General features: G+C 42.6%; 14 protein-coding genes. 7 read left to right on the forward strand and 7 right to left on the reverse strand.

The window, feature by feature from the left end; genetic code table 11:
- Nucleotides 1-54 precede the first annotated feature (54 nt).
- Nucleotides 55-3,825, forward strand: coding sequence for a DNA polymerase III subunit alpha (gene dnaE / locus B5D06_RS01230; protein ID WP_078736213.1), 3,771 nt, complete (start codon nt 55-57; stop codon nt 3,823-3,825).
- A gap of 57 nt (nt 3,826-3,882) precedes the next feature.
- On the forward strand, nt 3,883-4,200 hold the full coding sequence (trxA, locus tag B5D06_RS01235) for a thioredoxin (protein ID WP_078736214.1): 318 nt from the start codon (nt 3,883-3,885) through the stop codon (nt 4,198-4,200).
- 157 nt (nt 4,201-4,357) lie between these two features.
- Here the strand turns inward: trxA and B5D06_RS01240 are convergent, their stop codons facing one another.
- A complete protein-coding gene (locus tag B5D06_RS01240) occupies nt 4,358-5,104 on the reverse strand; it encodes a superoxide dismutase (RefSeq protein ID WP_078736215.1) in 747 nt (248 codons plus the stop codon).
- Nucleotides 5,105-5,758: 654 nt separating this feature from the next.
- Here B5D06_RS01240 and B5D06_RS01245 point away from each other — a divergent pair.
- From B5D06_RS01245 to B5D06_RS08845, 5 genes are all read left to right on the forward strand, one after another.
- Nucleotides 5,759-6,433 (forward strand): YceI family protein, encoded by a 675-nt coding sequence (locus tag B5D06_RS01245; RefSeq protein WP_078736216.1) that lies wholly within the window; start codon nt 5,759-5,761, stop codon nt 6,431-6,433.
- Between the two features lie 385 nt (nt 6,434-6,818).
- Complete coding sequence (locus B5D06_RS01250) at nt 6,819-9,836, forward strand: serine hydrolase domain-containing protein (RefSeq protein ID WP_159442658.1); 3,018 nt, start codon at nt 6,819-6,821, stop codon at nt 9,834-9,836.
- Between the two features lie 12 nt (nt 9,837-9,848).
- The gene (locus B5D06_RS01255) at nt 9,849-10,883 is read left to right on the forward strand and encodes an aminotransferase class I/II-fold pyridoxal phosphate-dependent enzyme (protein WP_078736218.1); all 1,035 of its coding nucleotides are present in this window, start codon (nt 9,849-9,851) and stop codon (nt 10,881-10,883) included.
- A 133-nt stretch (nt 10,884-11,016) separates the two neighbouring features.
- Nucleotides 11,017-11,733 (forward strand): ComF family protein, encoded by a 717-nt coding sequence (locus B5D06_RS01260; RefSeq protein WP_078736219.1) that lies wholly within the window; start codon nt 11,017-11,019, stop codon nt 11,731-11,733.
- A 212-nt stretch (nt 11,734-11,945) separates the two neighbouring features.
- The gene (locus B5D06_RS08845; protein ID WP_078736220.1) at nt 11,946-12,188 is read left to right on the forward strand and encodes a hypothetical protein; all 243 of its coding nucleotides are present in this window, start codon (nt 11,946-11,948) and stop codon (nt 12,186-12,188) included.
- 61 nt (nt 12,189-12,249) lie between these two features.
- Here the strand turns inward: B5D06_RS08845 and B5D06_RS01270 are convergent, their stop codons facing one another.
- The 6 genes from B5D06_RS01270 to yidC form a co-directional block, all read right to left on the reverse strand.
- Nucleotides 12,250-12,789, reverse strand: a complete 540-nt coding sequence (locus tag B5D06_RS01270; RefSeq protein WP_078736221.1) for a shikimate kinase — start codon at nt 12,787-12,789, stop codon at nt 12,250-12,252.
- Between the two features lie 16 nt (nt 12,790-12,805).
- Nucleotides 12,806-14,893: an HD family phosphohydrolase gene (locus B5D06_RS01275; RefSeq protein ID WP_078736222.1), complete on the reverse strand. Its 2,088-nt coding sequence runs from the start codon at nt 14,891-14,893 to the stop codon at nt 12,806-12,808.
- 189 nt (nt 14,894-15,082) lie between these two features.
- On the reverse strand, nt 15,083-18,310 hold the full coding sequence (carB, locus tag B5D06_RS01280) for a carbamoyl-phosphate synthase (glutamine-hydrolyzing) large subunit (protein ID WP_078736223.1): 3,228 nt from the start codon (nt 18,308-18,310) through the stop codon (nt 15,083-15,085).
- 5 nt (nt 18,311-18,315) lie between these two features.
- The gene (gene carA, locus B5D06_RS01285) at nt 18,316-19,392 is read right to left on the reverse strand and encodes a glutamine-hydrolyzing carbamoyl-phosphate synthase small subunit (protein ID WP_078736224.1); all 1,077 of its coding nucleotides are present in this window, start codon (nt 19,390-19,392) and stop codon (nt 18,316-18,318) included.
- Between the two features lie 2 nt (nt 19,393-19,394).
- Nucleotides 19,395-21,284: an amidophosphoribosyltransferase gene (locus tag B5D06_RS01290; protein ID WP_078736225.1), complete on the reverse strand. Its 1,890-nt coding sequence runs from the start codon at nt 21,282-21,284 to the stop codon at nt 19,395-19,397.
- A gap of 17 nt (nt 21,285-21,301) precedes the next feature.
- A complete protein-coding gene (gene yidC, locus B5D06_RS01295) occupies nt 21,302-23,161 on the reverse strand; it encodes a membrane protein insertase YidC (RefSeq protein WP_078736226.1) in 1,860 nt (619 codons plus the stop codon).
- Nucleotides 23,162-23,181: the final 20 nt, after the last annotated feature.

Raw genomic sequence — 23,181 nt, forward strand, 5'->3', positions numbered from 1 at the left:
TGGACAAATAATAAAAGTGTTTTTTCTCTAATAGTATAATAGCTAATAATTCTTATGACCCCTTTTGTACACTTGCATGTTCACTCCCAATACTCGATATTGGACGGTTTAGCTTCCGTAAAGTCATTAGTAAAAAAGGCTAAGAAAGATGGCATGAAAGGGCTTGCGCTGACCGATCATGGCGTTATGTTTGGCATTAAGTCTTTTGCCGATATTGTGCGAGATGAGAATGCCTCTGCCAATAGACTTATCAAAGAGAAAAAAGCAGAACTCAGACTCTTAGCAGAAAAAGAGAGCCTTACCGAGGAGGAACTCAAGCAGAAAAAAGAGTGTGAGGAAGAGATCAAAAAGGCCGAGGAAACTCTTTTTAAGCCGATTTACGGTTGCGAAGCTTACTGCGCTCGTCGTACGCGCCATGATAAGGATAAGAATACACCTGACCCTTATAACCCCACTCGCTCCATCGACCGAAGTGGGTGGCACTTGATTTTGTTGGCTAAAAACAAAACAGGTTACCAAAATCTTATCAAAATGGTCTCTTTGGGCTTTTCTGAGGGGGAGTATTATAAACCCCGTATCGATAAAGAATTGCTTGAAAAGTATCATGAGGGTATTATTGTACTGAGCGCTTGCCTGGGAGGAGAAATACCACAGCACATTATGGCAGGCCGTTTAGATGCTGCTGAGGAGACGGCTTTGTGGTTCAAAAAGATATTTGGGGAAGACTTTTACCTCGAAGTGCAGTTGCATCGTACTGAAAATCCTCGTGCTAATAGGGAAACTTACCTTAGACAGCTGGAGGTTAACGAGAAGATATACGCGCTCTCTGAACGCTTAGGAATAAAGGTGGTAGCGACTAATGACGTTCATTTTACCAATGAAGAGGATGCCATAACGCATGACCGTTTATTGTGTGTATCAACGGGGAGGAGTGTCAACGATCCCAATCGCCTGCGTTACTCACAGCAGGAATGGCTTAAAACACAGCAGGAGATGAATGAAATCTTTGCAGATCGCCCCGAACTTTTATCGACCTCTTTGGAGATATTGGATAAGGTCGAATACTATTCTATCGAAAACGATCCTTTGATGCCAGATTTTCCTATTCCCGATGGTTTTAAGGATAGCAATGAGTATTTGAAATATCTTACTTATGAAGGAGCAAAGGAGCGTTATGGGGACCCTGTCCCCGACCATATACAGGAGCGTATAGATTTTGAGCTAAAGACTATCGAGTGGATGCAATACCCTGGTTACTTTCTCATCGTTCAAGACTTTATACAAGCTGCTCGAGAACATGGAGTATGGGTTGGTCCGGGTCGAGGCTCTGCAGCTGGTTCTGCTGTTGCCTACTGTTTGAAAATAACCAACTTGGATCCTCTGAAGTATGGACTGCTTTTTGAGCGTTTCCTCAACCCCGACAGACAGTCTCTCCCCGATATAGATATTGACTTTGACGATGAAGGGCGTGCCAAGGTATTACAGTGGGTAACAGAAAAGTATGGAGAGAATAGTGTAGCCCATATTATCACATTCGGCGAAATGGCTGCTAAAAGTGCCATTAAGGATAATGTACGCATCGAAGAACTGCTTCCAAAAGATGGAGATTATATATCTAATTTTATCCCTTCCCGTATCAACGCTGCCGATTTGGATCGCCTGAAAGAGGACCCAGAGCTAAAGGAAGACTTCGAGAAGAATAAAAAGAAAATCACTATCGCTAAATCAATAGCTCTCTCTCCTCAACTCAGAAGTATTGCTTATGGGCAGGATGAAAGGCTTAGACGTGTGTTGAAATATGCCCAACAAATGGAGGGTACTATACGTAACTCGGGGGTACATGCCTGCGGTATCATTATCGGTAAGAGTGAAATTAGTGATGTTGTTCCCACCATTATAACAGAGGATAGCAAAACAAAAGAAAAGATACTTGTTACCCAGTACGAGGGGGGATTGATTGAGTCGACAGGGCTTATCAAAATGGATTTCTTGGGGCTAAAGACACTCTCCATCATGGCAGAGTGCTGTGCTTTGATAAAGAAACGATATGGTATCGATATTGATGTGGATAAAATTCCCCTCGACGATCCCGAAGTATATCAGCTCTTTAGTGAGGGTAAGACTATAGGACTTTTCCAATTTGAATCTCCTGGGATGCAGAAATATCTGCGAGAACTTAAACCAGACCGCTTTGAGTTTCTCATTGCCATGAATGCGCTCTACCGTCCTGGTCCAATGGATTATATTCCTACCTTTATTGCCCGCCGACATGGACGAGAAGCCATTACCTACGATTTGCCTGTAACGCAAGAGATTCTCCAAGAAACCTACGGCGTTACCGTCTATCAAGAGCAGGTCATGCAACTCTCTCGATTATTGGCAGACTTTACTCGTGGGGAGAGTGACAACCTACGTAAAGCAATGGGGAAAAAGAAGATTGAGCAGATGAATGTACTCAAAGGAAAGTTCCTCGCTGGTGGTGTTAAGAATGGATATTCAGAGGAGATACTGCTCAAGATATGGGGAGACTGGGAAAAGTTTGCCGAGTATGCTTTCAACAAGAGCCACTCGGCTGCTTACAGTCTTATTGCCTATCAAACGGGATATTTCAAAGCACATTATACTCCAGAGTTTTTAGCGGGTTGCTTGAGCTGTAACCTCAGTAATGCAACGGAGCTATCGAAGATATTAGAGGAGTGTAAGGCCATGAACATAGAGGTCTTGTCTCCCGATATCAACGAATCTGAACAAAAGTTTTCGGTAAACAGTGAGGGTAATATACGTTTCGGTTTGAGTGCTATCAAGGGCATTTCTGAAAATATAGTTCTATCGATTATAAGAGAACGAGAGGAGCACGGGTCCTACAAGGATATATTCGATTTCGTAAAACGTATGTCGGATAAATCTCTCAACCGAAGTACCCTTGCCACACTTGCTCTTGCGGGGGGCTTGGATAGTATGAAATTTTCACGAGAAACCTACTTTGCACCCTCGGTAGAAAATCCGCAGGAAGATTTCATTGCAGCACTCTTGCGTTATGGAAATTACGAGAAAAGTGAGAGTGAGGCTCGAACGGGTAATCTCTTTGGCGAGGTAGAAGAGATGCAGATACCGCACCCTACACCTCCAGAGGCAGAGGCCTGGACCGATATAGAGCGTCTCTCTAAGGAAGCCGAATTAGTCGGTTTCTATTTAAGTGCTACACCATTGGATCCCTACACCTTGATTCTTGAGAAGTATTGCAATACGAAAATGGAAGATTTTCAAGAACTTGCCGACTTGCAAGGTCGGAACTTAATTTTTGGAGGTATGCTTACTTCCTATTTCGAGGGCGTGAGCAAGAAGGGTAGAGCTTATGCAAAATTGACTTTGGAAGACTTCTCGGGGCAACACTCTTTCTTTATCTCCGACAAGGTATATAGTGAGAATAAGGGACTTCTGACAAAAGGCAGCATGCTTCTCTGCCATGCTTCTGTAGAGCCTCGACAATATAGACCCGAAGAATTGGATGTCTCTTTTAAGAGTATCTCTTTTCTTGATACCGTAAAGAATTCGCTCATTAAAAGAATCATTGCTACCGTTACAGAGGAGCAGATAAGTGCCGATTTTGTAGAAAGTCTGATCGACGTTATGCAGGCAGAGAAGAAAATGGCAGAGAATGCTAAAAAAAACGACCCTCAACCAGAGTGCGAGCTGGTAATACGTGTGGTAGGACGTCAAGGACGTTATTCCGCTACGCTCATACCGAAGTATATAAAGCTCCATAATGGAGAGGCTATTGGCAAGCTATTAAAGGAGTATTGTATCGAATATCAAGTAGAATAGGTATATTTGTGCGGAAAAATAGAAATCAATATAAACTAACAAATAGTATTTACAACTATGGCAATGGAAATTACAGACAGCAACTATGCTGCGTTATTGGCCGAAGGTAAGCCAATGATTCTCGACTTCTGGGCAACTTGGTGTGGTCCTTGTCAGCTTATCGGTCCTATGATCGAAGAGATGGCAGAGGAGTTCAACGGACAGATCATTATAGGCAAGGTAGATGTGGACAGCAATAGCGAGCTCCCAGGACAGTTCGGCATTCGTAACATCCCTACACTTATCTTCATCAAGAATGGAGAAGTACAAAAGAAACTTGTTGGAGCACAGCAAAAATCAGTGCTTGTAGAAGAGGCTAAAAAGCTTCTTGCTTAAACTCTTCCAACGAGGTAAAATAGAAAAAGGCAGGTCGAGAAAATTATTCTCGGTCTGCCTTTCTTTATATCTACGTGGGTTTCAACTTTCGTCCCGACACATCCAAATTTCACTTATAACACGAATGAATTCTGGTTAGGACGTGTTGTTCCAAACATTACCACTGGATGTTTAGTCTTTTTGTGCGATTATTGTACCGTGCCTCGATTATTTTCCAGTCAATGATATTCCAAACTTTTTTCAGATGCTCCCCTCGTTTATTTTCGTAATCGAGGTAATAGGCATGCTCCCACACATCTATTCCCAACAGAGGAATTAAATCTTTAGTAACGGGATTTCCAGCATTGGCTTCCTTTATAATTTCAAGAGAGCCCTCTTTATTGCATGCCAGCCAAGCCCATCCAGAACCAAATAGAGAAAGTGCTTGCTTCTCAAACTCCTCTTTGAATTCCTCAAAAGTCCCATAAGTACGTTTAATAGCCTGGAGTAAATTGCCCTTGGGTTCGCCACCTCCTTGCGGGCTGAATTGCAGAAAATAGAGGATGTGATTAAGGTTTTGTCCTGCATTGTCAAACAGAGATCCGTCTGATTCTTTGACGATTGTTATGAGGTCTTTTTCGGAAAAAGGTGTTCCTTTTATGAGTTTGTTCAGCTTGTTGACGTAGCCCTGTAAATGCTTCCCGTGGTGGAGCTCTACCGTACGCTGACTAATGACAGGTTCGAGAGCATTAGTTGCATAGGGCAGCTTGACTAATGTAAACTTCTCGCCAGAGAGGGGTTGAGTTCGATTTTCTGTTTGATGAGTTCTGTCGCTCTTTTCAATAGAGGATTTTGTTGCCTTTTGTGCTTGAAGGGGGAGTACCAAAAAGAGTACTAAGACCTTAAGTATGATTAGTTTGTTCATTGCTTTTTTTTCGATTTACTTACTTCTCTTTTATAACATCTTGCTCTTACAAAAGGTTTACAATCAGTAGTTAAAGGGGAGGTAGAAAAGTAAGGTTCGGAGCAAGAGAGAGGGGGAATACCAAGAGAAGGGTAAGGGTACCTGAATTTATATTTGAATAAATGTTAATAGAAATTTGGAAGAGACACATAATATGCTTATCTTTGTAGTACGAGGAAGAGGTCTTTCATAGTTTGTGACTTGGTGACTAAAATAAGAGCCACATTTGTCAAATTGGGAAACTCATCAATTATATTGTGTTTACCGAATTGTTACTGTGACTAATGGCGGGCTGCCTTAGAGCAGATTACAAAGGTCTTGGTGCTTTCAAATCCTGTTAGTAGGAGTTTTCACAATTCACAATGTGGCTTTTATTTGAGTCCTCTTCTAACTGTTTTTTCATATTGGGGTATCCAATGTACTGTTCACAGCCTTTCAAAGTGTGTCTTGCTTTTGCTTGATTTTGAAAGGCTGTGAATTGTTTTTTCTCTCAATAATATATACTTTAGGGTTTGTGTTACTGAACGAAAATATCTTTTCTTTGTTTTTAAGTTAAGAGGAAGCTCGGGTCTTCTTTTTCAATATGAAGTGTAATTTTTAGACGGTAAAAACGAAATGAAAGAAATAGAAAAAAAGACAATCTCCTTTCTCGGAGCAATGCTGCTTATGATTACTTTAATCTCATGCTCAGGAGGTTCTAAAAACGGTTCTCATGTAGATGCTAGAGAGGAAGAGAGCGCGTCTCTCCCTCAGACAGATATGACTTTCTCTGTAGATAGCACTCTTTCTTCTCTTTTCTGGAAAGGCTTTAAGCCTGGAAGCGAACACTTCGGAAAGATGCCTATATCTAACGGAGAGATTGCTGTCAATGGAGCTAAGATTTATGGAGGTTACGTAACCATTGCGATGAATGGAATCGTCGTAGAAGACCTCCAAGGAGATATGGCTACCAAGCTCAAAACACATTTGGAGAGTGAAGACTTTTTTGAGGTAGCAACTTATCCGACGGCACGTTTTGAACTAACCAATATACCAGAAGAGGGAGTAGAATGGGCTTCTCTTAACGAGCTGCAGGGCAATTTAACGCTTAAGGGAGTGACCAAGAATATTACAATTCCTCTATCTTCGGTTGAGAATGTAGAGGGTGTGATAACCGTCAAAAGTGAATCTTTTCGCATCAACCGAACTGATTGGAATGTAAAGTATGGTTCTAAAAGCTTCTTCAAGGGGTTGGGTGATAAAGTTATTGACGACGAGATAGAGTTGAGTTTTCTTCTCGTATTACGCTAAATTTTCTCCAGATTTCAGTAGAGAAAAAGCCTTGCAGGTGAGCTTCAGTATAAGAACTGTAGCTTGCCTGCAAGTTTTTTATTTTCTCATGAATGTGACTTGGGGCTGAATGTAGACTGCGTTCTTTGTTGAGAAACGAGTTGAAACGACTCTATTGCTTAATTGCATAAAAGCCTTTTTAAAAGAATTTTCTTTCTCTTCTCTTCGTAATATTTGCAACTGCAATTCCTTAATATAGAAGCGGTAGAAGTGCGTAGAGGCAGGCTGTTCGTCTGTGAGTATGAATGGTTATGCAGAGGACTCTCTGTGCCTTAATATCTAATGGCTTGTTTTCTTGTTCTTTTACAGTTTGAAGAGTCAATAAATGCAAGTACCTTTGCGTGTAATGAAAAGGTATTTATTGTTTTTTGCTTTTTTAGTCGTACTCCTTTGGAGTGCAATTCCTGCTTCTTTGTGGGGGCAGCAATATTCGCGTATTGTAGATGTTTCTCGCTTGCCACAGGCCGAAAAGGAGGTAGACTATTTGCTCTCCCGTATGAGTCTCGAGGAGCAGATAGGGCAGTTAATAATTCCTGTTATTTATCCAGCCTCTACAGAAGTTGCTATAAAGAAGGCAAAAGCGGAGATTGCTGCCTCGTATGCAGGGGGGATACTCTATCAAAAGGGAGAGGCTTATGACCAATGGGTGATGAATCGTGCTTTGCAAAAGCAGGTTGCTGTACCTCTTCTCATAACTGCAGATGCCGAGTGGGGGTTAGCCATGCGCTTGTCGAATACGATCCGCTACCCTCGTAATATGGCACTTGCCAATGTATCGGAAGAAACTTTACTACGAGAGTGGGGGGTAAGCATGGCACGCCAATGCAAGGTAATAGGCATTCATGTAAATTTTGCTCCAGTATTAGATGTAAACAACAATCCGCGTAATCCTGTCATAGGTACGCGTAGTTTTGGAGAAGATAAGGAGGCCGTTATCCGCTGTGGACTTGCTTATGCAGAGGGATTGGAACAAGAGGGGGTACTCTCTGTGGCAAAACATTTTCCTGGTCATGGTGACACCTCTGTAGACTCTCATCATGCTCTCCCGACCATAAAAGGAAGTATAAAAGCTCTTGAAAACCTTGAGTTGAAACCATTTGCAGCCTATTTCAACAGAGGGATGGGCGGTGTAATGATTGGGCATCTCAATGTACCCTCAATGGATAACTCGGGTACGCCAGCCTCGATGAGTAGAAAGATAACGACGACTCTTTTGCAAGAGAAAATGAAATTTAGAGGGCTTATCTTCACCGATGGTATGCAGATGAAAGGTATGCAACAGCGAGGAGGACACTCTATTAGCGTACGAGCTTTTCTGGCAGGTAATGACCTGTTGTTAGGTCCGATTAATCCAGCAACAACACATAAGGAGTTACTTCAAGCGGTAGCTTCGGGAGTTATAGACAAAAATGAGGTTAAAGCAAGGTGCCGTAAGATTCTTATTTATAAATGGTTCTTGATGGGAGGTTCTCTGAATCCAATCGACATGCCCGCTTTGACGCAGAAGGAATTTTATGCTCGATTAAATACAGAAGAGGCTCGCACTTTAGCAAACGAGTTGTGGTGGCAGTCTATTAGAATAGAGCGAGGAGAGAAGAGTCTACTTCCCCTTAATCGTAAGGATAAAAGTTTATCCTATGGAGTAGTTGATATTTACACTTCTACGCCTCCTAAGGCATTCAAAGAGGCTTTGCGAAAGATAGGAATCCCCATTGCCAAGCATTTGCAGTTATCGTCAAAGGGAGCATTGCAAGAACAGCATAAACACTTAGACGATTTGGCAAAGTGTGATATCGTATTTGTCAACTGTACCGCAGGTAGGGGTATTCCTTATAGTTCCTTTATAGCCCAGATAGCGGCACGTACACAAGTTATTTTTACGCTTTTCTCTTCTCCCTACGCCCTACCTCTTTGGCAATCTACTCTTTCTCAAGCCAAGGGAGTTGCTTGTGCCTACGAGGCAAACGACGAGGCGCAAAGAGCTGTCGTTGGCCGTTACTTTTACATTGACCCTAATGATATGGGCATTGTACAGGTACCTTCTGGAGAGAATCATAAGGCTGATATCAAACGTTTCTCTCAGGAAAATCACAAAACGGATATTACGGCTAAGCTTACAGCTCCCAATTTTGTCTCTCTGGAACGCATCGTGCAACAGGCTATTGCCGATAAGGTATTTCCTGGATGTCAAATTGTAATTCACCATAAGGGTGAAACGGTCTACAACAACGCTTTTGGTTCTACAGAGGGAGGCTCCAATTCTCCTCGTGTAAACACAAATACAATCTACGACATGGCCTCAATTACCAAGGCAGCAGCTACTACGCCTATTGCCATGCAACTGGTTTCTCAGGGGGTATTGGCTCTCTCCAACCGAGTAGACAAGTATATTCCAGAAGTAAAGAATACTCCCGTAGCACGTATCACACTTAGAGAGTTACTACTGCACCAATCGGGTCTTATACCTACCATAAACTTCTATATAGATCTGTTGAATCCCGATTCTTTTCAGGGCTTCCCTTTGTTCTCGTACCGATATAAATCGGGTTGGACAAAAATTGCTCAGAACACATGGATTAACCCATCAATAGAGTTCGATAAGAGCAAAGTTACCGATCGGGAGAGCGAAAACTTCTCTATTCCCTTTGGAAGCCATCTTTACTTATCTAACTCCTTTAAGGAAGAGATGCTTTCTAAGATTGGAGAAACTCCGCTTAAGTCGAAAAACACCTACCGATACAGTGATGTAGGCTTCATTCTTATAGGCGTGATGGCAGAGAGAGCTACGGGAAAGTCTTTGGAAGAGTTGGCGCAAGAGCTGATATATACCCCTATGGGGCTGCAAACTATGGGGTATTTACCCACGAAAAAGTTTGCTGTAGAACGGATTGCTCCCACACAGGAGCACTGTTTCTTAAGGGGAAAAGTGTGGGGGACTGTCGATGATGAAACGGCAGCCTGCAGAGGAGGAGTGGCTGGCAATGCGGGCCTTTTCGGAACGGCTACCGAACTGGCAGAGGTCGCGCAGATGATTTTAGACAATGGCGTCTACCACCAACAGCAGATAATACCCTCCACGGTGGTACGTTTGTTCCGCTCTACACGAGGTGTGGGGGGCAGACGCTCGCTCGGCTTCGAGATAGGAAGACCAGGAGTAAATATCCCTGAGGCTGCTTCGAATCAGACATTTGGCCATAGCGGTTTTACAGGATGTATTGTTTGGATAGATCCCGTCAACGATTTGGTTTTCGTATTCCTTTCAAACCGCACTTACCCTACACGACTTAATACTAAATTAATTTCTCAAAAAACGCGTCTTTCCCTATTGGAAAGTACCTATGACGCGCTTGGCATAGTTAGCTAAAATTACATTGTTATGATAAACGGACACGGAGAAGAATATTTTGCAGAAAACAATCCTGCCATACTCAACTTTAGCTCTACGGTATGGTATGGAGGAGACAATCAATTACTCTTTGAGCATCTAATACAGTTATTACCCGAGAGTATACAGCATTACCCAGAAGCCGACGGAGCTACTTTGCGCAAAATGATTGCTCGCCGTCATGAGCTTTCTGAGAATAACATTGTTATAACGAACGGGCCTGTTTCGGCTTTTTACTTAATAGCTCAAGCTTTTGCGGGTAAGAAAGTGCTAATCCCTGTACCCAGTTTCAGCGAATATGAAGAGGCTATGCGTTTATACGACTTTAATATACGTTTGGTTTCTAATCTCGCTCCCATTGAAGAGTGGCCTTTGGACGAAGTAGACTTCTGCTTTCTCTCTACACCGAACAATCCCGATGGACGCATTATGTCTCATGCCGAGTTAATTCGCTTGGTAAGTAAGCATCCAAAGGTAAACTTTATCATAGATCAAGCCTACGCCAACTATACTACCACAAACCTCTTAAAGCCTGGCATATCGAAGCAATATCCCAATATCATCACGGTTTGGAGTTTTAGCCATACGTACAGTATTCCCGGGTTACGAATCGGTTATATTGTAGCCAATAAGAATATTACCGAACAACTTTCGAAGTATTTAATTCCTTGGTCTGTAAATACTCTGGCCATAGAAGCGGCGAAATATATTCTCATTCATCCTGCCCAATTTACCCTCCCTATCCGAAAGTGGCAACGAGCTACACAAGAGCTTATGTCCAAACTAAGAACTTTTGACGATTTGGAGGTAATCCCCAGCGAAACCACTTTCTTCTTGGTACGCCTTAAGAAGGGAACTGCCGCACAGTTGAGAATGTATTTACTCAATACGCATAATATCTTGATTAGAGATGCGAGTGGCTTCCATGGCTTGAACGAATCCTACGTTCGTATAACAGCCCGAGACGAAGAGAAGAATAATATATTAGTCGGGGCTATCGAACAGTGGCTGAATGAAACCAAATAGGAATGCTTGCACTGTCTCAAAAGTCTTTTTCGTTCAGTTTTTGAGAGAAGTACATTCATGTTAAAAAAGAAAAGGTTCTCTACTTGAGGTATCGTATATACCCAAGTGGAGAACTTTTTTTGAGATCTATTCTATGGCTATAAAAGTCTACAAACCTATTCCTTATAAACCCTTACTCACCCCTATTAGAGCCATAGTTGATTTTGTATACCCTCGCTACTGTGCGGGGTGTTCCAAGAGACTTTCCCTTAATGAGTATGGTGTTTGTCCCTCATGTTTTTTAGCTTTTCCTCGTTTCAATGAAACTGCCGATAAGGCTTGGGAGCGTTTGCAGGGGACAATTTATCCTGTGCAGGGTTTCTTGGGAGGTTATCGGTTTGAAAAGCTCAATCGAGTGCAGACACTGATACACAACATTAAATATCATAGATATCGAGAAGCGGCTCTCTCGGTGGGCAGGAGTTTGGCTTTGGAGCTTGCTATTCGTCAGGAGGATTTTGATTGCATCGTTCCTGTACCGATTACTGGTAAGAAAGAGGGTGAAAGAGGGTACAATCAGAGTTTTATTTTCGCCCAGGGAATAAGTATGGCTACCAAAATTCCTGTCGTAGAGCACGGATTGAAACGAGCTGAGGAGGCAAAGAGCCAGACTACTCGCTCTCGTAAAGAGCGACTAAAGGCTATGAAAGATGCTTTCCAACTGGGAAAAGATTGTATTGAGGAAGGTAGTAGGATACTGCTCGTAGACGATGTATTAACCACGGGAGCTACTTTGGTATCTGCGGCAGATACATTGGCTGCTACACATCCCAAGAGCATTGTGCTGATGACCATTGCCGTAGATGTGTGAGAAGAGAATTTGAGCTACACGTCTTAATTCCTTTGCCCGTATCCGAAAGGTCTATAACAAGTAGTTCCCTAAAAAAACACGTAAAAACTACAATGGTAGAATTACTCAGGAATTATAGTGTACTCGCTTTCCTTGCTGGTTTCTTTCACTTTTCAAGCACTACCTTTTAGTCCTTGTTTTTTTACCATCGATGCTTGGGGGCAAAAGGGTTAATGCTTTCAAAAGTTTGCTCAGATGCTTTTGGAAGTTTGCATAGGTGGTTTCGAAAGTTTACTCGAATGCTTTTGGCAGTTTATTCAGAGGATTCCGAAAATTGCTATGGAGACGCAGATATGAACCGCTCTAACAACGATGTTGTTACTCTGTTGGATAAAGCATACCGTTCATTACCAGTGGGAACTGGCAAACCTTTTCGTGTTGTTAAGGCTGAATACTTTTACCAAAATCAATCTTGAAAAGAGGATTAACGAACCCTTCACACCGCCTCCAGACAACAAGAATTTAGAAGCAAAGAGACTACAACAAGGAGAGGCGAGAAGCAATATCTTGCGCTAAAAGGGCTTCGTCTTGATCGCTCTTGACCTCATCACAAGAGATAATCAACTCTGCCTGTTCGTAGTAAGCAACGCGCTCCTCAAGAGCCGCAGAGATGTGTTGTAGCAAAGCCTCTCCCGAAAGATGCCGTACAGTAGGGCGCGTTCGTTTGCAAAGCTCTATACGCTCTGCCAATACGGGCGCAGATAACTGTAAGTAGATAGTAACCCCAGAGCTCTTCATCAAGGCCATATTATCGTAATAGCAGGGAAGACCTCCACCCGTAGCTATGACAGCATTGGGAAAAGAGGACAACTCTTCTATGACAAACTTCTCTCTGGAGCGGAAGATAGCTTCGCCCTCTTGGGCAAAAATGTCCGAGACCGATTTCCGAAACCGATTCTCTATAAAGAGATCAGTATCAATAAACTCACGCTCCATCAAAAGGGCTAACTTGCGTCCAAGCGTACTTTTACCCGCCCCCATATAACCCACTATAAAAACAGGCGTATTACGATCCATACTACCAACAGTCTTATTATAATTTATGCTCCTCTTGTTGCGTTTCTTGTTCCTCTTTTTGGGCACGAGGATAGGCTATTCGAGAGTGGTTCATCGTCAATAATTTCTTGATGAATACCTCTTTGATGGTCTTTATATTCCTAAAAGTAAGAGGTGTATTATCAAGCAAACGCTCTGCGACAATCGAGTCCACAATGCGCTCAACAAGTTCTTTAATGGAAGTCTCGGTATACTCTTTAAGACTACGACTACTCGCCTCTACCGCATCTGCAAGCATGAGAATACCCGTCTCTCTACTAAATGGATTGGGACCAGGATAGGTAAAGGGTGTAGGGTCAATGACCTCGCCAGGGTGCTCGTTGCAATACATCGTGTAGAAGTACTTGGTACGCCCTTTACCATGATGGGTACGAATAAAATCGATTACCTGAGGAGGCAATTTGTGCTTTTGTGCCAGAGCAATACCATCTGTAACATGCTTGATGATAATAGCTGCACTCTCTTTGTAGTCCAAATCGTCGTGAGGATTACGACCTCCCTGATTGTTTTCTGTAAAGAATGCAGCGTTCAGCATCTTACCGATATCATGATACAAAGCACCCGTACGGGTAAGTTGCACATCGGCATCAATACTTTGGGCGGCATCGGTCGCTAAAATCGAAACCTGCATCGAATGTTGGAAAGTACCAGGAGCATACTCTGACAACTGTCGTAGCAGAGGGCGATTGATATCGCTCAATTCAACCAGACTGATATTACTGATGTAGCCAAAAATCTTCTCCATCAAGTAAACAAGTACATAAGTAAACATCAAGAAAATCATATTGATGCCAAAACTTAGCACCCTCTTGAGCTGCACCTTATCTATAACCCCACTCTGCAGAAACGACACGCTCAAAGAGAGTAGTACGTAGGTTAAAAAGACCAAGAAAGTAGTCCTAATCAGTTGAGAGCGAGAGGTCAAATTCTTCAAACTAAATATCGTTACCATACCTGCTGCCAGCTGTAACAAAACAAAGTCCAGAGGTTGTGGCACAAAAAGCATAGCTATAAGAATTGTAACCGTATGTACAAAGAAAGCCGATCGCGAATCGAAAAAGATACGTACCAGAAGAGGCAAAATAATGTAAGGTATAATGTAAACATCAAAATGCCAGAGAGAAACCGCAATCTCAGTTATGAGTACAAAAATCAAAATACTTCCAGCAATAAACACCGCATTCTTGGCATTCTGAAAGATTGAGTTACGGAAAAGAATGAAATAGGCCCATAAAGCACCCAAGAGAATCATAATAATGACAAAAAGACCTATTACTCGACCTAAGAAAGTACGGTCTGCTCCAGATCGCTCCTCGAACATCTTTTTGTAAGACTTCAAGACATTGTACGTGTAGTCATCTATCACGTCGCCTTTGCTAATGATACGACGCCCTGCAACGAACACTCCCGTAGAATTGGAAATCTTCTGTTGCTCCTCACGCACGACCTTGTCGTAGGTAATCTTATCGGGTGTTGTATTGGCTCTTAGATAATTGTCTATGTTGAAGTGCTGGATATTACGACGCTCTAAATAGTCGGGCGTTTGACTTATAATATCCTGATAAGCTTCTTTCAGAGATAGAAATAATGTGGTTGAGTATCGAGAGCTCTCTTTCTCTTCATTGATTAGATTAACCTCCAGTATCTGAGCCGCACGCATCTCTTCCAAGTCATCATGCGAAACCAACCCCCTTTGGTAAAAATCTTCCAGCTTATTCTTTACATAACGGTAATAATCTTCTGAATAAGTTTTTTGGTAGAGCGTTTCGTAATCATGCTCCCAACGTCTCAAAGCCTCCCTATCGACCTCCCGGTCTACCATATAGTAGGGAAGTATCTCTTTAGCAATGCTATCGCGCTCCTCCTGAAGAACCTCCTTGGGCTTTAGTAACGTAATATCATAAGGAGCTACGAGAAGTTCGTGCTTCCACACCTGCCCCTTCTCAAACGTATACATAAACTTTTGCTCTTTAGGGGCAAAAATTACGATAATAATACCCGTAATAACGAAAATCAATAAAGACTGTATCGAGGTCGTCAAACGATATTTTTGAGGTTTCCACATAGACAAACAATCATATTGTATATACTTCCGATTGGGGCAAAGGTAGAGCTTTTTAAGCTCTCTCAATACTATCTTGCTTTATAACAACAATAAAAAAAGCTACTCCCCCACCCTTTCAAAGAGAAGAGAAGTAGCTTTTTAAGAATATTACGCTTTTAATCTGCCTTATAAAGGCATCAAAAAGATAGATTACTTATACTCGCTCCAAGGCTTTATCTGGATATCGTCAATAGAAAGACGACAGAAAGCCGTAATAAAGGCCGAAGCCAATCGTGCATTGGTTATGAGAGGAATGTTCAAATCGATAGCAGAACGACGCAACTTATACCCATTGGTCAGCTCGCCCTGAGATAGATTTTTGTTGATGTTTACCACAAGGTCTATCGTATGATCCTGAAGCAAACTTACCGCTTGAGGTTTCCCCTCTTCGTCTGGCCAATATACTCGGATAGAAGGGATACCGTTATCCTGTAAGAACCTATGTGTTCCCTCTGTGGCATAGATGGTATAACCTTTTTGTGTCAAAAGGCGACAAGCATCCATCATATCGACTTTCTGCTTGTATCCACCCGTGGAGAGCAAAACATTTTTCTTAGGAATGCGTTGCCCTACTGAGAGCATCGATTTCAAAATAGCTTCGTCCGTATCATCTGCAATACATCCTACCTCACCTGTTGAGGTCATATCTACCCCCAAAACAGGGTCTGCTTTTTGCAAACGGGTGAAGGAGAATTGAGAGGCTTTAATACCTACATAGTCCAAATCGAAAGCGTTTTTCTCGGGTTTTTCTACGGGAAGTCCCAACATAATCCTTGTAGCCAAGTCAATAAAGTTAATCTTCAATACCTTGCTCACGAAAGGAAAACTTCGGGAAGCTCGCAAATTACATTCAATTACCTTAATATCATTATCTTTTGCCAAGAACTGAATATTAAACGGTCCTGATATATTCAAAGCCTCTGCTATCTGACGGCTGATGCGTTTTATGCGTCGTACCGTCTCTACGTACAACTTTTGGGCGGGGAACTGTATCGTTGCATCCCCTGAGTGTACCCCTGCAAACTCTATATGTTCACTGATTGCGTAGGCAACAATCTCCCCGTTACGAGCTACAGCATCCATCTCTACCTCCTTGGCGTGCTCGATAAACTGGCTTACCACCACTGGATGTTTTTGAGACACATTGGCTGCCAACTGTAGAAAACGCTCCAACTCACTATGGTTAGAACATACGTTCATGGCAGCTCCCGATAGTACATAGCTAGGACGTACCAGCACGGGGAAGCCGACTTCAGAGACAAATTGGTTAATATCTTCCAAGGAACTCAACTCTCTCCATGCAGGCTGGTCAATTCCTAAACGGTCAAGCATGGCAGAGAACTTATGACGGTCCTCTGCATTGTCTATGCTCTTAGCCGTTGTGCCCAAGATATTGACATCCTGTTGGTCTAAACGAACCGCCAAATTGTTGGGGATTTGACCTCCCGTAGAAAGTATCACCCCTTTCGGATCCTCTAATTCGAGAATATCCATAACTCGCTCGAAAGTAAGTTCGTCAAAATAGAGACGATCACTTTCGTCGTAGTCTGTACTTACCGTCTCGGGGTTGTAATTGATCATAACAGAGTGGTACCCCTCCTTACGAATCGTATTGAGCGCGTTAACACCACACCAGTCAAACTCCACCGAGCTACCAATGCGATAAGCACCTGAACCGAGTACAACAACGGCAGGCTTCTCGTGAGTATAAGCAATATCATGCTCTATTCCATTATAGGTTAGGTAGAGATAATTAGTCTGCGCAGGATACTCTGCCGCCAAAGTATCTATCTGTTTTACAACAGGAAGTATCCCCATCTCTTTACGCATTTTACGGATTTCAAGCGAAGCCTCTTCCAAGTCTTCACGCGTATATTTGAAAATAGCACGAGCTATCTGGAAGTCGGAGAACCCTTGCTGCTTGGCGCGCAAAATCAAGTCGGGCGATAAAGTATCGGCACTATTATGCTGCTCCAACAGTTCTGCCGTGTCTAATATATTGCGTAAACGATAAAGGAACCACTTATCAATACGAGTGAGATTGTGAATCTCTTCCACTGAATATCCTTGACGGAAAGCCTTACTTATAACAAATATGCGTGTATCTGTTGGTTCACGGAGTGCTTGGTCGAGATTCTTTATAACAAGGTCTTTATTCTCACAGAAACCATGCATTCCCTGCCCTATCATACGCAACCCTTTCTGTATAGCTTCCTCAAAGGTGCGACCGATAGACATAACCTCCCCGACGGACTTCATGCTACTGCCCAACTGGCGAGATACTCCCTGAAATTTACCCAAATCCCAACGAGGTATCTTACACACACAGTAGTCCAACGAGGGTTCAAAAAAAGCAGGTGTATTACGAGTTACGGCATTCTTTATCTCAAAAAGTCCATAGCCTAAACCTAATTTAGCAGCTACAAAAGCCAAAGGATAGCCCGTAGCCTTGGAAGCCAAAGCAGACGAACGTGAAAGACGAGCATTCACCTCAATCACTCGGTAATCTTCACTTACAGGGTCGAGGGCGTACTGCACATTACACTCTCCTACAATACCCAAATGGCGTATGATACGTATAGCCAATTCCCGCAACTTGTGGTACTCAGAGTTGGTAAGCGTCTGCGAGGGAGCTACGACAATACTCTCTCCTGTATGAATCCCAAGAGGGTCAAAGTTCTCCATATTACATACCGTTATACAGTTATCATAGACGTCTCGCACTACTTCATACTCTATCTCTTTCCATCCTCTAAGACTCTTTTCGACCAATACTTGAGGCGAAAAAGAAAAAGCTTTCTCACAAAGTGTATTTAACTCGGCTTCATTATCACAGAAACCACTACCTAAACCGCCCAAAGCATACGCGGCACGGATAATAACAGGATATCCCAAACGTGCCGCCGCCAAACGTGCTGCATCGATACTCTCTACCGCTTCACTGGCAATGGTCTTCACATTTATCTCGTTGAGTTTGTCTACGAAAAGCTCCCTATCCTCTGTAGCTATAATAGTCTCTACAGGTGTTCCTAAAACAGCAACATTGTAACGTTCTAAGATACCGCTACGATAGAGTGCTACACCGCAGTTCAAGGCCGTTTGTCCTCCAAAGGCAAGAAGAATCCCATCTGGACGCTCTTTAGCAATAACCTTTTCAACAAAGAAAGGTGTTACAGGCAAAAAATATACCTCATCCGCCACTTCGTGCGAAGTCTGTACTGTGGCAATGTTCGGATTTATAAGGATTGTGCGAATACCCTCCTCTCTAATAGCCTTTAATGCTTGAGAACCAGAGTAATCAAACTCTCCCGCTTCCCCAATCTTTAATGCCCCTGAACCTAAGACAAGGACTTTCTTTATCTCTTTACGATCTATCATAGCTGTTATTGATTGAGAACTGATTGAATGAAATCATCAAATATAAAAAGCGTGTCATGAGGACCTCCACACGCCTCTGGGTGGAACTGAACAGAGCAGAAAGGAGAACTTTCGTGACGAATACCCTCGTTCGTTCCGTCATTTAGATTGAAAAACCACTCTTTCCAACCGTTGGAGAGCGAGGAAGTATCTACGGTAAAGCTATGATTCTGACTTGTTACAAAGCAACGATTAGTACCCGCCATGCGCACAGGTTGATTATAACTTCTATGTCCATACTTTAGCTTAAAGATTTCTGCTCCCGCGGCCAAAGAAAGAAGTTGATGCCCCATACAAATACCGTAAATAGGTTTTCCCTTGGCAAAGACTTTACGAATATTCTCTACAGCTTCTCCGCACATTTTGGGATCACCAGGGCCATTGGAAATAAAAAGACCGTCGAAGTCAATAGTGGTAAAGTCATAATTCCAAGGCACCCTTATGATAGTCAGCTCTGGATGCAAGAGACGACGAATGATATTATGCTTTACTCCGCAATCAAGAAGCACTACTTTTTTAGGTCCACTCCCGTAGTGAACAATCTCTTTACACGAAGCCTCTGCCACAAGATTCCTCTCCTCAAACCGCTCATCAACAGCCTCCTCCAAAATACCTTCTATAGTAATAGTGCCTTTCATAGCACCTTTTTCTCGTATATGCTTGGTTAAAGCTCTCGTATCGATACCTCCGACACCGATTACTCCCTCACGACGAAGAGCAGAAGCCAAGGACTCTACAGCATTCCAGTGGTTATACTCTCTTGCATAGTCTGCAACGATAATCCCCTGCATGTGCATCTTTTCGCTCTCCCAGTGTAAAGAAATTCCCTCTGGATTTAGATCCGAAGAGGGAATGCCATAGTTCCCTATCATAGGATAGGTTGCTACCATTATCTGTCCTTTATAACTAGGATCGGTAAGACTCTCTGGATAACCATTCATAGCCGTATTAAAGACTACCTCTCCTATGATATTCTTCTCTGCCCCAAATGAGTACCCTTCGTAAAGAGTCCCATCTTCAAGCTTAAGGATAGCTTTCTTCATATTTATTCTTTATGCCAATCTTGTTCTACATAATCTATAAAAGCCTCGTTAACGAGGTGTGCTCCTCCTGGAGTAGGATAATTACCCGTAAAGTACCAATCTCCTGGATGGTTGGGAATAGCGTGATGTAACTTTTCAATCGTCTGGAATACAACCTTTACATCTGCCTTCACATATTGAGGTTTAACTAACTCCACAATTTTTGCCGAAATCTCTTCTGCCGTAAAAGATTTGTAAATCTCCTTTACCACGTTAGGCACAAACTGATTTTTAGAAGTACCTCGTAAAGACAAAGCTTTGCGATACTGCTCTTCGATGACATTCTCAGAGCCACGCTCTTTATGCAAAGCAATTGCAGCACGAAAAGCTATAAACTCTTTCATCTTACTCATATCTATACCGTAGCAATCGGGATAACGTATCTGCGGAGAGCTTGAGACGATAACGATAAGTCGAGGCCCGATACGGTCCAATATGTTCAAGATACTCTGCTTTATCGTCGTACCTCGCACGATACTATCATCAATAATAACCAAGTTATCCTGCCCTCTTCTTATGCTTCCATAGGTTACATCATAAACGTGAGCAGCCAAATCATTACGGGTATTACCCTCGGTAATAAACGTCCTTAGCTTAATATCCTTGATAGCCACCTTCTCTGTGCGGATACGACGCTCTACGATACTGCGTACTTCTTCTTCTGTGCAATTTCCCGTTTGAACAAGGGCTTTTACTTTTTCCTCATTCAAGTAATAATTTAAGCCCTCTATCATACCATAGTAAGCGACCTCTGCCGTATTAGGCACAAAAGAGAAGACGGTATTGTCTACATCATAGTCTATCGCTTTGAGAATCTGCTCGGTGAGACAATTCCCCAACTCCTTACGCTCTCTATAAATATCGTAATCGCTTCCTCGAGAGAAATAAATTCTCTCAAAAGAGCAAGCCTTAAATTCAGCAGGGAGAAGTATTTGCTCCAATCGATGTGCCCCCTTTTGGTTGATAAAAAGAGCTTCGCCTGGTTTCAACTCGATTACTTTATCATAAGTCAAGTTCATGACCGTTTGAATTACAGGACGCTCAGAGGCCACAACTATAATCTCATCATCTATATAATAGAAAGCAGGGCGAATGCCATGAGCATCTCTAAGGGCATACATCTCTCCACTACCGCTGAGACCAGACATAACAAAACCTCCATCCCATAAAGGAGCTGTCTTCTTGAGAACGTTAGACATATTGATATGCTCCTCAATAAAATGGGTAATATCCATACCATCGAGTCCATGCTCTACATGACCGATGCGATATACTCGCTCTACCTCTCGGTCTAAAGCATGCCCCACTTGCTCCAACAAGATGTGCGTATCGCTCGTTAGACGCGGGTGCTGACCTTTACTGGTAATAGCCTTAAAAACAGCCTCTACGTTGGTTAGGTTAAAGTTGCCGCAGGTTGCCAATGTCTTGGCACGCCAGTTATTACGACGCACCATAGGGTGTACAAATGTAAGACCACTGCGCCCCGTAGTTGAGTAGCGTAGATGTCCCATGTAACACTCTCCTGCAAAAGGGATATGCTTCTCTGCAAAAGAGGCATCTGCTTGCTCTTGCTGCGAGTAATCTGCTATTGTATGATAAACTTTTCCAAATATTTCCTGTATGGCATTTGTACCCTCTGCCCTTTGTCTAAAGAGGTACTCTTCTCCTGGCAACGTTTGCAATTTTACACAGGCTAAGCCAGCACCCTCCTGACCTCTATTATGTTGCTTCTCCATAAGAAGGTACAACTTGTTGAGACCATACATCCATGTGCCATATTTTTCTTGATAATAAGATAAAGGCTTCAATAGACGTACGAGAGCAAACCCGCATTCATGTTTGAGAGGTTCCATATAGTTGGGTTAAAGGGTTATTTTTTCTTTTGTTGAGCACGCATTTGCTGCTGTTGTAAACGCTGTGCTTCTTCCAAACGTGCCATGAAGCCAGACTTTTTACGAGGTTTCTTTTTATTTTCTTCCAACTTAGCCAACACCTTTTCTTCGTTGATCATGAGGCGACTTGCCACAAACTGAATAATGGTAATCAGCGTAGAAACGAAGTAGTAGTAGCAAAGACCAGAAGAGTTGCTATTGAACATGAAGAAGAACATAATGGACATAATGTAGGGCATCCACTTCATCATCTTCATTTGTTGATTGTCTCCCACTGCATTTTGTCCCATGGTATACTGTGAATAAAGGATATTGGTCACAGCCCAGAGCAAACAGAAAAGGCTTAAATGATTTCCCATAAGCCCGCTAAGTATAGGAATATCGAACGACCACGTCAATATCGCATCGTATGTAGAGAGATCCTCTGCCCACAAAAAAGACTCTCCTCTCAACGCTATGGCCGTAGGGAAAAACATATACAATGATATTAAAAATGGCATTTGCAATAGCATAGGCAAACAACCACTCATAGGACTTGCCCCCGCAGCTCTATAAAGTGCCATCGTTTCCTGACTGCGCTTCATCATCATCTGTTGGTCGTTTCCTGCATATTTTTCATTAATCTGCTGTACCTGTGGTTTGAGCACACGCATCTTTGCTTGGGACACATAGCTCTTAAAGGTAAGGGGGAAGAGAACCGTCTTAATAATCAAAGTCAGGAGCAAAATAATGATACCCCAGTTAGATATATACTTGGCCAAAAAGTCAACGAGAGGCATTATGAGGGTTACGTTTATCCAACGAAACACACTCCCCCCGACATAAACAAGATGATCCAAGTTCATACGCTGTTCTTTAGCTACACCTTTATCATAAGCCTTTAAGGCATGATGCTCCAAGGGACCCATATAAAGGGTGAAACTCGCCTTTACTCCGTTGTCGCTACTAAAGGGAATAGAAGTTGTAACTTCGCACTCTTTTGTATAGTTCCCGTTCTCTTCCAACGTCTTTTGATTCATCTGAGTAGCCTCAAACGGGTTACTTCTATCGGCAATCCACACTGTTGCGAAATATTTATTCTTGAAGGCAATCCAGTGTAGATGCTCTTTTACATCTTCCGAAACTACACTTTTATCACTAAGGTGTTCCACATCGTCCGATAAAAGCTTGTAGTAAATAGAAGAGTATTGATTTTCGTTCTTCCAAGATTTTTCCTGACGACGCAACTTTTGCATAATCTCCAAATCTAAGAAACGCAAGTTTCTCGGGAAGAGACGATCTAAATTCTCTCCTTCTATGGTAAAGCCTAAGCGATAATCCTCCTTATACAACGTGTAGCGGAAGTCGAGATGAGCAAGACTATCTACCGCAAGGCGCATTACGAGGGTCGTGTCAGAGAGCTGTATAGGAGTGAAGTTCAAATCTTTTGTATCTACCACCTTACCCGATACGGTACGTAAGGGAAGGTTAAAAGAAGCATCTTCTGCCGTAAAGAGAAGTAGTGGAGCTTTTTCCTGCGCTTCATACTTGAGCAGTTGAGCCTGCTCCAACTTTCCACCTCGGGAAGAGAAAGTAAGTGCCACGTTGGCATTCTTTAAAACAACTTTCTTCTCATTTTCTTCTTGAGCCGAAGCAAACATACTTGTAGAAGCCTCCTCTACCGCCGCTGCGACACTCGAAGCTGTTATCAAATCTGTACTCTGTGGAGTACCTTCTTCGATAGTATTCTCTGTACGAGGTGTAGTTTGTTGGCTTGTAGGGTCTGGTTTGTTGATTATAGAAAATCCTATTAAGACCAAAGCAATAAGAACTACTCCAATAATGGTGTTTCTATCCATATATTTCTCTCTGAAAAGCG

The organism is Porphyromonas circumdentaria (assembly GCF_900167105.1).
Taxonomy (GTDB): domain Bacteria; phylum Bacteroidota; class Bacteroidia; order Bacteroidales; family Porphyromonadaceae; genus Porphyromonas; species Porphyromonas circumdentaria.